Below are 13585 nucleotides of genomic sequence, written 5' to 3'. Positions count from 1 at the left end.
TCCCAGACTTAAAGCATCACCAAACAACTAAGGAGCATTTCCGTGACTGAGCGTATTGTTCTGGCCTACTCCGGTGGCCTGGATACTTCCGTAGCCATCGGCTGGATCGGTGAAGCCACCGGCGCCGAGGTCATCGCCGTGGCGGTCGACGTCGGACAGGGCGGCGAATCGCTGGAGACCATCCGCCAGCGCGCGCTTGGCTGCGGAGCCGTCGAGGCCTACGTCGCCGACGCCAGCGACGAGTTCGCCAACGAGTACTGCATGCCCACGCTGAAGGCCAACGCCCTCTACCAGGGCCACTACCCGCTGGTCTCGGCCATCTCCCGCCCGGTGATCGTCAAGCACCTGGTCAAGGCCGCCCGCGAATTCGGCGCCACCACCGTCGCCCACGGCTGCACCGGCAAGGGCAACGACCAGGTCCGCTTCGAAGTCGGCATCCAGACCCTCGGCCCGGACCTGAAGTGCATCGCCCCGGTCCGCGACCTCGCCCTGACCCGCGACAAGGCCATCGCCTTCGCCGAGGAAAAGGGACTGCCGATCGAGACCACCAAGAAGAACCCGTACTCGATCGACCAGAACGTCTGGGGCCGCGCCGTCGAAACCGGCTACCTCGAGGACATCTGGAACGCGCCCACCAAGGACATCTACGACTACACCGCCACCCCGGAATTCCCGCCGGCGCCGGATGAGGTCACCATTTCCTTCGAAGCCGGCGTGCCGGTCGCGATCGACGGCGTCAAGGTCACCCCGCTGCAGGCCATCAAGGAACTCAACCGCCGTGCCGGCGCCCAGGGCGTGGGCCGGATCGACGTCGTCGAGGACCGCCTCGTGGGCATCAAGTCCCGCGAGATCTACGAGGCACCGGGCGCCATGGCGCTCATCACGGCGCACAAGCACCTCGAAGACATCACGATCGAGCGCGAGCAGGCCCGCTTCAAGGCGACCGTCGGCCAGCGCTGGGCCGAGCTGGTCTACGACGGCCAGTGGTTCTCGCCGCTCAAGCGCTCCCTCGACGCCTTCATCGAGGACACCCAGAAGTACGTCTCCGGCGATATCCGCATGGTGCTGCACGGCGGCCAGGCGATCGTCAACGGACGCCGCTCCGAGACCTCGCTCTACGACTTCGACCTCGCCACGTACGACACCGGCGACACCTTCGACCAGTCGATGGCCCGCGGCTTCATCGAGCTGTGGGGCATGTCCGCCAAGGTTGCCTCCGGCCGCGACATCCGCGTCGCAGGAAAGTAGCCCGCATGGCTGAGTCGGAAACCACCGAGTCCGGGGTGCGCTCCGCGACAAATACAGGAGCGCTGTGGGGCGGCCGGTTCGCCGGCGGCCCCGCGGACGCCCTCGCCGCGCTGAGCAAGTCCACACACTTCGACTGGCGGCTGGCCCGCTACGACATCGCCGGGTCCAAGGCGCACGCCCGCGTCCTGCACAAGGCCGGGCTGCTGGACGACGCCGAGCTGGAGGGCATGCTGGCCGCGCTGACGCAGCTGGATGAGGACGTCGCTTCCGGCGCCTACCTGCCGGCCGAGTCCGATGAGGACGTGCACGGTTCGCTGGAGCGCGGCCTGATCGAGCGCGCCGGCACCCAGCTCGGCGGCAAGCTCCGTGCCGGGCGGTCCCGCAACGACCAGGTGGCCACGCTGGGACGGATGTTCCTGCGCGACCACGCCCGGATCATCGCCCGCGGCGTGCTCGCCACGATCGACGCGCTCGTGGACCAGGCCAAGGCGCACCAGGGGGTGGCCATGCCCGGCCGCACCCACCTGCAGCACGCCCAGCCTGTCCTGCTCAGCCACCATCTGCTGGCCCACGCCTGGGCGCTGCTGCGCGATGTGCAGCGGCTCGCCGACTGGGACAAGCGCGCCGGGGTTTCGCCCTACGGCTCGGGTGCCCTTGCCGGCTCCTCGCTCGGACTGGACCCCGAGGCCGTCGCCGCGGACCTGGGCTTCTTCTCCGCGACGCACAACTCGATCGACGGCACCGCCTCCCGCGATGTCTTCGCCGAGTTCGCCTGGATCACGGCCATGATCGGCGTGGACCTGTCCCGGGTCTCGGAGGAAGTGATCCTGTGGGCCACGAAGGAATTCTCCTTTGTCACCCTGCACGATTCCTACTCCACCGGCTCCTCGATCATGCCGCAGAAGAAGAACCCGGACGTGGCGGAACTCGCCCGCGGCAAGGCCGGCCGGCTGATCGGCAACCTGACCGGGCTGCTGGCCACCCTGAAGGGCCTGCCGCTCGCGTACAACCGCGACCTGCAGGAGGACAAGGAACCGGTCTTCGACGCCGCCGACACCTTGGAGGTCCTGCTCCCGGCAGTCTCCGGCATGATCGCGACGCTGAAGTTCAACACCGAACGGATGGAAGCGCTGGCACCTCAGGGTTTCGCGCTGGCGACGGACATCGCCGAATGGCTGGTCCGCCAGGGCGTGCCGTTCCGCGAGGCGCACGAGCTCTCCGGTGCCGCGGTCAAGCAGGCCGAAAGCCGCGGCGTCGAGCTCTGGGACCTCACGGACGAGGAATACGCCGCCATCTCGGCGCACCTGACGCCGGAGGTCCGCACGGTCCTGTCCACCGAAGGTTCGCTCAACAGCCGGAACTCGCAGGGCGGCACCGCACCGGCCGCCGTCGAACGCCAGCTGGTGGCCCTCGAGGGCGAGCTCGCCGGCGTGCGCGAGTACGCGGGGTAGCAACCCTCCCCACGACGGCGCCCGCGCCCGACGCGAGTTGGCACTTCGCGGCAGTGTTTTTCGCGAACACTGCCGTGAAGTGACAACTCGCTGGCGTTTAAGCTGGGCGCATGAGCGAATCATTCAGCCAACTGCTGCGTGCCCTTCCCGACTTCCCGGAAGTTCTCCCGGACTTCGACCCGGCAGCGGCGCCCGCGGACCCCGCGGAGCTGTTCCGGCTGTGGCTGGACGAGGCCCTGGCGGCCGGGGTGCCGCAGCCCAACGCGTGCAGCCTGGCCACCGCCGATGAGCACGGCCGGCCGTCGTCGCGGATGCTGATCCTGAAGGACATCGACGACGACGGCTGGCACTTCGCAACCTCCCGGGAATCCCGCAAGGGCAAGGAGCTCACGGCCAACCCGCACGCGGCGCTGAACTTCTTCTGGCAGCAGCAGGGCCGCCAGGTGCGGGTGGCCGGGGACGTCGTGGAGCTGTCCGCGGAAGCCTCGGCCGCCGACTGGCGGGCCCGGCCCGGCGCAAACGGCGGCAACAATGAAAACACAGACTGGCAGCTCTACGTCATCCGGCCCCGCGAAATCGAATTCTGGCAGGCCCGGCACGACCGCAGGCACATCCGGCACCGCTACGCGCCCCGCTGACCGGGCAACGCTCAGTTAATCCAACTTAATCGGGTGGCTCGGCTTAGGATGGGCGCCATGACCTCAATCACACCAGAGAACCTTCGGGCAGAACTGCACCGCGCCGCCGGCGTCGTGGCCGGAATCGCCGCGAAGCTGACGGAACAGGACATCAAAGCTTCCTCGGAACTGCCCGGCTGGAGCCGCGGGCACGTGCTCGCCCACATCTGCGGGATCGCCAGCGCGATGGGCCGGCAGCTCGAATATGCCGCCCGCGGCGAGGCCGTCGAACTCTATGACGGCGGCTTCGAGGGGCGGAACCGCGCCATCGAGATGGCGGCCGGCCACACCCTCGCGGAGCACCGGGCCGACCTCGACGCAGCGTTGGACCGGGCCCTGCGCGCCTTCGACTCCCTCGACGCGGCCGGCTGGCGTGAGCCCATCACCTACCGCGGGGGAGTCGTGTTCGACGGCGGCCTGGCACTGTGGCGTGAACTCGTCATCCATGCCGCCGACCTCGGCACCGGCCACGGACCGGAAACCTGGAGCCGCCCCTTCTGCGGGCACCTTTTCGAGTTCCTCTCGGCCCGGGTACCTGAGGGCCAGCGCTTCGTGCTGCAGCCACTCGGCCTGCCCGCGGTGGCCATCGGGAGCGGCGGAAAATCAACCGTGATCAACGGCATGCTCACGGACATCGCCGCGTGGCTCGCCGGCCGCACGCCCACCCTCGGCAGCCTGCGCGCCACCGCCGCGGCCGACGGCGTCGACCTTCCGGAGCTGCTGCCCTGGCCTGCCGGTGTGCCGGTCAAGAACTGAGCCCGCGGGGTCCGGCAGGCCGTCCCCCGCACACGAGGTGCCCGTCAACAACTGAGCCCGCGGGGTCCGGGCAGGCCGTCCCTCGCACACGGTGTGCCGGTCAAGAACTGAGCTCGCCCCGGCCCGGCAGGCTTAACATCGCACACGGCGTGCCCGTCAACAACTGAGCCCGCGGGGTCCGGCAGGCCTGTGGACTGAGGCCTAGGGCCGTGCCGTCGCGTGGGCTACTTCGCGTTCCCGGTCCAACAGGCCGCCCTTGACGGCCAGCCCCCAGCGGAAGCCGCCCAGCGTCCCGTCGGTGCGGATGACGCGGTGGCAGGGAACAAACAGGGCCGCCGCGTTGAAGGCGCAGGCACTGGCCGCGGCCCGCACGGCCTTGGCGTTGCCGGACAGCTCCGCATACTCCGTGTAGGTCACTGGGCGCCCCGGCGCGACCGTGCGCAGCACGTCCCAGGCATGGCTGCGGAACGGACCGGACTTCTGCAGCACCGGGACCGCCATCGCCGGTTCCGGATCGCCGGCGTAGAACGCCTCCACGGCCTCGGAGATGTCGCCGAGCCCGGTGACGGTCTCGAATGCGGCCGGCAGCAGGTCAGCGTGGATCTGGCCCGTCAGCTCGCCGGGAACGGCGGTCCAGCCCGATGACAGGACGGCGCCGTCGCGGGCAATGATGGTGAACGGACCGTCCGGGGTGGACATGATCAACAACTGGGCTTTCATGGTTTCGCTTTCTTCGGAGTCTGCTTGTGGTTCTGCGTTGGAGCCTGCCTCGGCGGCAGGGACGGCTTGCGCGCCGCGGCCTGGGCAGCCGCTGCTGCGCGCCACAGGTGCATGGTGGCGTAGGAGCGCCAGGGGCTGACCTCACGGAAATCGGGGGCCAGGGTGGTGGCGTCGTCGGGAGATTGGGCCAGTGAGCGGATGCCGTTGCGGACCGCGGCGTCGTTGGCCAGGAACACATCCGGCGCGCCGATGACCCGCATCGCGACGTATCCCACGGTCCACGGTCCGACGCCGGCCAGGGGCAGGAGTTTGGCCTCCAGCCCCCGCACGTCATCGCCATAGCCGAAGTCGAGGTCGCCCGAGGCCATCGCCGCCGCGGCGCGCCGGACAGCATCGATCCGCCGCTGAGGGCCGCGGAGCAGTTCGAAGCCGGTCCCGGCAATCTCGGCGGCCGTCGGGAACAGCCGGTGGAGGCCGTCGTCGGGCACCAGGCTCGCGCTCCCGGCCGCGGAAAGCTGGACCAGGGCGGTCCGCGCGGCAGCCACGGTGATCTGTTGGCCAATCATCGCCCGGATCAGCAGTTCCTGCGGATCAACGGCGCCGGGCATCCGCATGCCCGGCGTGCGCGCCACCGCAGCGGCCAGCCGGGGGTCGGCCGCGAGGGCGGCATCGATGGCGACCGGATCGGCGTCCAGGTCCAGCAGCCGGCGGACCCTGCTCAGCAGGGCGGCCAGGTCCCGGAGGTCGACGGCGCCGATGGTCAGCACGAGCGGACGCCCGGCCGCGCCGGCGTCGTAATCCACCCGGAAGCGGGCATCGCCGTGGGTCAGCCGCAGGGTCCGGGCGTAGGAAGTGGAGGTACCTTCCTCGATCCCGGGGATGGCGCGGACGGCCAAGAAATCGAAGACGCCCGGGTCGAACGGTTCGCGGTACGGAAGGTTGAGCGTGAGCGCTGTGGTCGCCGCGGGGGAGCGGTGATGCCTGGCTGTGGCACGGAGCGCGGAAGGCGTCATCGCAAAGACCTCGCCGATGGTCTCGTTGAACTGGCGCACGCTGCTGAATCCAGCGGCGAAGGCGATGTCCGAGACTTTCATGGCGGTGGAGACCAGCAGGGTGCGGGCGGTCTGGGCGCGGCTGGCCCGCGCCAGGGACAGCGGGCCGGCGCCGAGTTCGTGGCTGAGGATCCGGTTGAGCTGGCGTGAGGAGTATCCGAGCCGGGCCGCGAGCCCCTCGACGCCGTCGCGGTTGATCACGCCGTCATTGATGAGCCGCATGGCCCGGCCGGCGATATCGGAGCGCACGTTCCAGGCCGGCGTACCCGGCACGGCCTCGGGCAGGCAGCGTTTGCACGCACGGTAGCCGGCATCGTGCGCCGCGGCGGACGTTTCATAGAACGTGACGTTGTCCGCCTTGGGCGTCCGCGCCGGGCACGACGGCCGGCAATAGATGCCGGTGGTCCGGACAGCGGTGTAGAACTGCCCGTCGAATCGGGTGTCCCGGGCATCGATTGCCCGGTAGCGCTGCCAGAAGTCCATCACCCCATCCTGCCAGCTTCGCGGAACAGCTGCTAGCGGAATTCGGACACGGCCGTACGGTCCTTCGGCGGTGTTTGTTAAAGTCTGAGCATGACTTCCAGCCCGCTTCCTGCCGAGTCCGGCACGGAGTCCGGCGCGGCCGGGTCCGTCCGCGAGCTGCTCTCGGCCGATGCCCGGCACGTGGCGCCGCTGATCCTCGGCGCGGTGTTGACGCACGACGGGCCCGGCGGATCCGTCTCGGTTCGGATTACCGAGGTGGAGGCCTACCTGGGCCCGCACGATTCGCACCACCCTGACCCCGGGTCCCACACCTTCCGCGGCCAAACGGCCCGCAACGCCCCGATGTTCGGCCCGGCCGGCCACCTCTACGTGTATTTCACGTATGGGATGCACCATTGCGCCAATATCGTCTGCGGGCCCGAGGGCGTGGCGTCGGCGCTCCTGCTGCGGGCCGGCGAAGTGGTCGCGGGACATGAGCTGGCGAGGGCCAGGCGGCCGACGTCGAAATCGGACAGCGACCTCGCGAGCGGGCCTGCCCGGCTGGCCACCGCGCTGGGGTTGACGACGGCGGACAGCGGGCGGGATGCCCTCGCGCCGCCGTTCCGGCTGGAACCGGCCGCGCACCCGCCGGAGGGGGTCGCTGCGGTCATCAGCTCCGGTCCGCGCGTCGGCGTCTCCGGCGACGGCGGCAGCCACGAGTACCCCTGGCGGTTCTGGCTCAGCGGCGACCCGACCGTCTCCCGCTACAAGGCGGCAAAGCCGGCAAAGGCGCCAAGCGCCCGCGGCGCGTAGCGTGGCCGGCACTCGGTACACACCGTGCCGGCTCCCTGATGCCGGCATGTGCGGTGGGGGATGATGGAGCATTATGGGCGAGGGGAAGCGCGGAAAACCGGGCAGCGAGCTGGAGCGGCTCCAGATCTTCGCGGAGCTGGCCACCGAGTACTTCCGCATGGTGGAACTGTTCACACCTGACGGCGAACAGGTCGCGGTGGGCTCCCTCGAGGCAGAGCGCAGGCACTGGGTGGAGCTCTTCCGTGCTGCCCTGCTGCGCAAATTCATCGTTCCCGAAGAGCACGTTTCGCTCAAACTCGTGGTGCGGGCGCTGCGCCTGTGCAACTACTCGGCGGACTCCCGGATCGCCCAGGGCGCAGCGGAAGCGGCCGGGATGTTCACCAACGGGATGATCCGGGACCGCGAGGCGCTGATGGCCGAAATCGCCTTGGCTGACCATGATTTGTTCGAGGACGTCCTCTACGGACGGCTCCTTCACGGTGACGCCGACAGGTTCCGCCGGTCCGGATGGGCCGGGGACTACGACCGGCTGAGCAGCGTGGCGGCCGGGCGGTTCGAGGCCGAGCGCGCGCTCCGGAAAGCGCTGGGCGTCGTCTCCTACGGGCTCGCGAACGAACTCCTGCGCCCGCCGGAACTGGACTCCGTGCCTCCAGAAGCTGTGCCTCCGGAAGCTGTGCCTCCACCGGCACAGGAGTAGGGGTCTAGGTAGCGGCGAAGCTGCCCAGCGAGAAGTCGGCGCCGACGGCGAAGGGGGCGAGGCGGCGCCGCAGGCCTTCGCGTACTTGCGGCCAATCCTGCGCGAGGATCGAGAAGACGGCGGTGTCCGCGCGTCCCCCGCCGGGCGCCGCGCGGTGGCCGCGGAGGACCCCCTCGAATTGGGCGCCGAGCCGTTCGATCGCCGTCGCGCTCCGGGTGTTTCGGGCGTCGCAGCGGAAAGCCACCCGGTCCACTCCCAGTACCTCATAGGCGTAGGCGAGGAGCATGTGCTTGCTCGCCGGATTGACGTGGCTGCCCCAGAACTGCCGCCCGTAGAATGTTCCGCCGATTTCCAGGCGTTGCTGCGCCGGAACGTAGTCGCGGAGGGACGTCGTGCCCAGCAGGGCTCCGGTGCGCCCGTCCGTCACGGCGAAGGGGATGGTGGCAGGATCCTGCAGCCGTGACTGGAACAGCACTGCAAGTTCGCGAGCCGTCCCAGGCATGGGCGCCGCCATGCCTGCCCACATGCCGGCGTCCACAAAATCAAAGAGGCCTGCCGCATGGAGCGGGGCCAGCGGAACCAGGCGAACCCCATGGCCGGAGAGGACGATTTCGTGTCGCATTCGAGCATTCAATCACCGGCGGGGTGGACGGGAGCGGTGAGTCGGGCGCCGACAGCATGAACATCAGATGGCCGGTGGGTTGCCACGAATCCGCCGGCCCGGGAGGCCTCGGCCCGGCAGCCTTCCTGCTACCAGCCAGTAAGGTGGATGGGTGAATCAAAGCGACCTAAACCAGACGACGACTGCAATGCCGGTGGATGAGCTGATCAAGGGCCTGTGCGCCACCATCCCGGACTATCCCAAACCGGGGGTCAGTTTCAAGGACCTGACCCCGGTGTTCGCCGACGGCGCCGCCTTCGGGGCCGTGGTCGATGCCCTGGTGGGACCTTTCCAGGGCCAGTTCGACGCCGTCGCCGGAGTTGAAGCCCGCGGCTTCCTGCTCGCGGCGGCCGCCGCCTACGCCACCGGGACCGGGGTTATCACGGTCCGCAAGGCCGGCAAGCTGCCGCGCGAGGTGTTCTCCGAGGACTACGCCCTGGAGTACGGCACCGCCACCCTTGAGCTGCACACCACGGACCTGGCGCCGGGGAGCCGGGTTCTGATCCTCGACGACGTGCTGGCCACGGGCGGCACGCTCGGCGCCGCGGCGCGGCTGTTCGAGCGGTGCGGGATCCACGTTGCCGGCATCGGCGTGGTCATGGAACTCGACGAACTTGGCGGCCGCACAGCCCTGACCGGCCACAACGTCCGGTCCCTGCTGCGGATCTAGCGGGCCGGATGGTCTGGACCATCCGGGACGTGTCGGTAGAATTCCCTGACGAAGACTGCCTTGGCATTGTTTGGCGACATGCAACAGCCGTGCCCGCCGAAATGGCTGTAGAATGGTGGGTCCGTCTTTTTCGATAGGGGAACGTTCGATGCACGACGCTGATTTGGCCCATGAACGCGACTATGTGGCCGGACTTTACGCCCGGCTCGATGAGTTGCGGGCGGAGAAGCGCACCCAGCTGGCCCAAGTGCGCCGGGCCGGTGCCGTGGGCACCATGCAGAACGTTTCCGAACGCGATGCCTTCGCCGCCCTCTACGAGGACCGCCTCGCCCAGCTCGACGCCGTCGATGACCGGCTCGTGTTCGGCCGCCTGGACCTGGATTCCGGGGAGGCCCAGTACATCGGCCGCATCGGCCTGACCACTGAGGACCTGCAGCGGCTCATGGTGGACTGGCGTGCGCCCGAGGCCGGGCATTTCTACCAGGCTACGGCGTTCGACCGGCAGGGCGTCCGCCGCCGCCGTCACCTGATCCTGCAGGGCCGCGAGGTTAAGGCAATCGAGGACGACGTGCTCGACGCCGACATGCTCGCCGACAACGATTCGCTCCAGGGCGAGGGTGCCCTGCTGGCTGCCCTGAACTCCAAGCGGACGGGCCGGATGTCAGACATCGTCGGCACCATCCAGTCCGAGCAGGACCGGATCATCCGTTCCTCCATCTCCGGCGCCCTCGTGGTCCAGGGTGGCCCGGGTACGGGCAAGACCGCCGTCGCCCTGCACCGCGCCGCGTACCTGCTCTACACGCACCGGGACAGGCTCAAGAGCGCCGGCGTCCTGCTGGTGGGACCGACGTCGTCCTTCATGAAGTACATCGAACGCGTGCTGCCCTCGCTCGGCGAGACCGGCGTCGTCATGGCGAGCCTGGGCCGGCTCATGCCCGGCATCACCGCCGTCGCCGAGCCGGACTCCGCCGTCGCCGCCATCAAGGGCCGGCTCGACATGGCCGAGGTGGTCGCCAACGCCGTGGCCAACCGGCAGCGCATTCCGGCCGGAAACCGGACCCTGGAAGTTGACGGCCGCAAGCTGGTCCTCACGCCCAGGCAGGTCCGCCGCGCCAAGGAAAGGGCGCGCGCCACCGGCAAACCGCACAACGAGGCCCGCGTCTCCTTCGTCAAGATCCTGCTCCGCGAATTGACCGAGCAGATGACGGAGCTGGTGGAGGCAGGCAACATCGGCAATAACGCCGACCGCTCCTACTTGGCCGAGGACGTCCGCTCCGCCCGGGATGTCCGGATCGCCTTGAACCTGTGCTGGATGCCGATGACCCCGGAGAAGCTCGTGGGGGAGCTGCTCAGCAAGCCGGCCATCCTCGAGGCATGCACCCCGCATCTCAGCCCGGAGGAACGCGCGTTGCTGCTCCGCCCGGCCGATTCGCCCTGGACCGAGTCCGACGTGCCGCTGCTGGACGAGGCTGCCGAATTGCTCGGCGAGCTTGATGCCGCCGCCGGGCGCGGCCTGGCGCAGCAGGAACAGGACCGTGCCCGCGACCTGGCCAACGCCAAGCAGACCCTTGTCAACATGGAAACCGCCGGCGTGGACGTCCTTGTCACGGCCGAAGACCTGGTGGACCAGAACCAGGAGCGGGAGACGCGGCTGACCGCTGCAGAGCGTGCCACCACGGACCGTTCCTGGGCCTTCGGGCACATTGTGGTGGACGAAGCGCAGGAGCTGTCACCCATGCAGTGGCGGCTGCTGGTCCGCCGCTGCCCGCTGAAGTCCTTTACGATCGTGGGCGACATCGCCCAGACCAGTTCCGTTGCCGGCGCCAACTCGTGGCACAGCGCGCTGGGCCCCATGTTCGGCGACCGCTGGCAGCTCGAGGAGCTGACCGTCAACTACCGCACCCCGTCCCAGATCGCCGAGGCCGCCGCCCGCATGGCGACCGCGGCCGGACTGGTGGTTTCGGCGCCCAAGGCCGTGAGGGAAGGGCGCTGGTCGCCGGTCATCGACAAGGTCGGCGAGGGCCAGATCGTCAACAAGCTCGTCGAGGTGCTTCCGGAGGAACTGGAGGCCATCGAGGGCGGCCTGCTGGCGGTCATCGCCGACGGCGACCTTCTCCCCGAAGCCAGCGCCGCACTGCGGGCCGCATACGGCCACCGTGTCGGCACAGGCGCGGGTAGTTACGCGCAGGACATCGTGGTGATCAGTCCCCGCGAGGCAAAGGGACTGGAATTCGACGGCGTCGTGGTCCTGGAACCGACGGACATGCTCAACCACGAGCACGGCCGGGTGGGTGACCTGTACGTGGCCATGACCCGGCCCACCCAGCGCCTGCGGCTCATCGCCGCCGCCGGAGTCCCGGCAGGCATCGAGGAGTAGGCCCGGGCCGGCGGGCGTCACCTGCGCTGCGGCCCGGTTGATCCTGCTAACTTAGATTCCGTGTCCCAGCTAAATATTCTCGATGCCCAGCAGAACGATCCCAGCTTTGCCAATATCTGGCAGGAGCTGAAATGGCGCGGCCTTGTCCACGTCTCCACGGATGAGGCGGAGCTCGAAAAGCTCCTCGCCGGCGACCCCGTGACGTATTACTGCGGCTTCGATCCGACCGCGCCGAGCCTGCACCTGGGCAACCTGGTCCAGCTGTTGCTCATGCGCCGGATCCAGCTGGCCGGCCACAGGCCGCTCGGACTGGTGGGCGGCTCCACGGGCTTGATCGGTGATCCGCGTCCGACGGCGGAACGCACCCTCAACACCAAGGACACTGTGTCCGAGTGGGTGGGCTACCTTCAGGCCCAGGTCCGCCGCTTCCTGAGCTTCGAGGGCGACAACGCAGCCCGGATGGTCAACAACCTGGATTGGACGGCGCCCCTGAGCGCCATCGACTTCCTGCGCGAGATCGGCAAGCACTACCGTGTCGGCACCATGCTCCGCAAGGACGCCGTTGCCTCCCGCCTCAGCTCCGATGAAGGCATCAGCTACACGGAGTTCAGCTACCAGATCCTGCAGGGCATGGACTACCTGCAGTTGTTCCGCGACTACGGCTGCATGCTGCAGACCGGCGGCTCGGATCAGTGGGGCAACCTCACCAGTGGCACCGAGCTCATCCGCAAGGTCGAGGGCAAGCACGTCCACGCCCTCGGAACGCCGCTCATCACCAACTCTGACGGCACCAAGTTCGGCAAGAGCGAGGGCAACGCGATCTGGCTGGATCCGGCCATGTGCAGCCCGTACGCCTTTTACCAGTTCTGGCTCAACACGGCAGACGCCGACGTCGCGGACCGCCTCAAAGTGTTCACCTTCCTGAGCCGCGCCGAGATTGAGGAACTGGAGCTCGCGATCGCCGAACGGCCCTTCGCCCGCGAGGGCCAGCGGAAGCTGGCCTACGAGGTGACCTCGCTCGTCCATGGCGTGGACGCCACGGAGAAGGTCATTGCGGCTTCCGCCGCGGTGTTTGGCAATGGCGATCTTTCCGTACTGGACGAAGGGACCTTGAAGGCGGCGACCTCGGAGCTGCCCTCCGCCACGGTCGACGCCGGCGCCCTGGGCATCATCGAGCTGCTGGTCGCCTCCGGTCTGTCTGAGAGCAAGTCCGCCGCACGCCGCACCGTGGGGGAGGGCGGCGCCTACGTCAACAATGCAAAGGTTTCCGATCCCGACGCCGTCATTGCGGCCAGCGAGTTGCTGCACGGGCGCTACCTGCTTCTGCGCCGGGGCAAGAAGAACCTGGCAACGGTGGAAGTCGCCGCGTCCTGACCAGTAGCGAATCCTGACCAGTACCGGATCCTGACCAGTGCTGAAAACGCACCTGCACGCTCCTTCCCGGCCGATTTGCACGGCCGGGGAGGAGCGTGTATTGTTTTCTGAGTCGCCGCCGTTGAGCGGTGACAAACCCCCACAAAAGAGAAGCAATTCTTCATGCGCTAGGCGCACATAATGGAAATTGCTTCAATTCTGCTGGGCGGATTCGCTCCACGAAGTGAAATTCCGATGAAAATCGCGAATTTGCAAAGTGGAAATGAATGAAATAAGCTGTAAACATCGCAGCGAAGAAAAACGAAATAAAGAATTCATGGAAATGAATTGTTTCGGCAAGTATTCGAATGTGTCTGTTGTTTGAGAACTCAATAGTGTGCCAAGTTTGTTGATACCAATTTATTGTATTGAATTGGTTGAATTTGCCGGGCCCGCCACCCCGTGGTGTGGTCTGGTGTTTTTAGCTGGTTTCAAATTTTGTGCAGCGTGTGTGTCCCGTTTTCCCGGGGGCGCATGTTGTGTCTGTTTTACTTCAACGGAGAGTTTGATCCTGGCTCAGGATGAACGCTGGCGGCGTGCTTAACACATGCAAGTCGAACGATGATCCGGTGCTTGCACCGGGGATTA

Annotated in this window: 12 protein-coding genes and 1 rRNA gene; 10 read left to right on the top strand and 3 right to left on the bottom strand. The window is 67.9% G+C overall.

Going from position 1 to position 13585, the window contains the following annotated elements:
* Window positions 1–42 precede the first annotated feature (42 nt).
* The 4 genes from C566_RS0111090 (at window position 43) to C566_RS0111075 (ending at window position 4132) form a co-directional block, all read left to right on the top strand.
* The gene (locus C566_RS0111090; protein ID WP_018774412.1) at window positions 43–1248 is read left to right on the top strand and encodes an argininosuccinate synthase; all 1206 of its coding nucleotides are present in this window, start codon (window positions 43–45) and stop codon (window positions 1246–1248) included.
* 5 nt (window positions 1249–1253) lie between these two features.
* Entirely contained in the window at window positions 1254–2699 is a 1446-nt protein-coding gene (gene argH, locus C566_RS0111085; protein WP_018774411.1) for an argininosuccinate lyase, read from the top strand.
* A gap of 110 nt (window positions 2700–2809) precedes the next feature.
* Entirely contained in the window at window positions 2810–3337 is a 528-nt protein-coding gene (locus C566_RS0111080) for a pyridoxine/pyridoxamine 5'-phosphate oxidase (RefSeq protein ID WP_018774410.1), read from the top strand.
* A gap of 57 nt (window positions 3338–3394) precedes the next feature.
* Complete coding sequence (locus tag C566_RS0111075; protein ID WP_018774409.1) at window positions 3395–4132, top strand: maleylpyruvate isomerase family mycothiol-dependent enzyme; 738 nt, start codon at window positions 3395–3397, stop codon at window positions 4130–4132.
* A gap of 201 nt (window positions 4133–4333) precedes the next feature.
* Here C566_RS0111075 and C566_RS0111070 read toward each other — a convergent pair whose 3' ends face one another.
* Together C566_RS0111070 and C566_RS0111065 are read right to left on the bottom strand one after the other, a co-directional pair.
* Window positions 4334–4852: a methylated-DNA--[protein]-cysteine S-methyltransferase gene (locus C566_RS0111070; protein WP_018774408.1), complete on the bottom strand. Its 519-nt coding sequence runs from the start codon at window positions 4850–4852 to the stop codon at window positions 4334–4336.
* Window positions 4849–6387: a DNA-3-methyladenine glycosylase 2 family protein gene (locus C566_RS0111065; protein ID WP_018774407.1), complete on the bottom strand. Its 1539-nt coding sequence runs from the start codon at window positions 6385–6387 to the stop codon at window positions 4849–4851. Before C566_RS0111065 ends, C566_RS0111070 begins: the two co-directional genes overlap by 4 nt.
* 90 nt (window positions 6388–6477) lie before the next feature.
* Between C566_RS0111065 and C566_RS0111060 the strand changes: the two genes are divergently transcribed.
* Window positions 6478–7179: a DNA-3-methyladenine glycosylase gene (locus C566_RS0111060; protein ID WP_018774406.1), complete on the top strand. Its 702-nt coding sequence runs from the start codon at window positions 6478–6480 to the stop codon at window positions 7177–7179.
* Between the two features lie 73 nt (window positions 7180–7252).
* The gene (locus C566_RS0111055; protein ID WP_018774405.1) at window positions 7253–7876 is read left to right on the top strand and encodes a hypothetical protein; all 624 of its coding nucleotides are present in this window, start codon (window positions 7253–7255) and stop codon (window positions 7874–7876) included.
* 4 nt (window positions 7877–7880) lie between these two features.
* On the opposite strand, the gene C566_RS21360 is transcribed toward C566_RS0111055, so the two are convergent.
* Entirely contained in the window at window positions 7881–8498 is a 618-nt protein-coding gene (locus C566_RS21360; protein ID WP_018774404.1) for a GNAT family N-acetyltransferase, read from the bottom strand.
* A 187-nt stretch (window positions 8499–8685) separates the two neighbouring features.
* On the opposite strand from C566_RS21360, the gene C566_RS0111045 reads away from it, so the two are divergent.
* The 4 genes from C566_RS0111045 to C566_RS0111030 all read left to right on the top strand — a co-directional run.
* A complete protein-coding gene (locus tag C566_RS0111045; protein ID WP_018774403.1) occupies window positions 8686–9207 on the top strand; it encodes an adenine phosphoribosyltransferase in 522 nt (173 codons plus the stop codon).
* 148 nt (window positions 9208–9355) lie between these two features.
* A complete protein-coding gene (locus tag C566_RS0111040; RefSeq protein ID WP_018774402.1) occupies window positions 9356–11584 on the top strand; it encodes a HelD family protein in 2229 nt (742 codons plus the stop codon).
* 60 nt (window positions 11585–11644) lie between these two features.
* Window positions 11645–12958, top strand: coding sequence for a tyrosine--tRNA ligase (gene tyrS, locus C566_RS0111035; RefSeq protein WP_018774401.1), 1314 nt, complete (start codon window positions 11645–11647; stop codon window positions 12956–12958).
* 532 nt (window positions 12959–13490) lie between these two features.
* A 16S ribosomal RNA gene (locus C566_RS0111030) occupies window positions 13491–13585 on the top strand; the annotation flags it as partial.

Source organism: Arthrobacter sp. 131MFCol6.1 (genome assembly GCF_000374925.1).
GTDB lineage: Bacteria > Actinomycetota > Actinomycetes > Actinomycetales > Micrococcaceae > Arthrobacter.
Note: the sequence above shows the minus strand (reverse complement) of the source record. Positions and strands in the feature narration are given on the sequence as shown.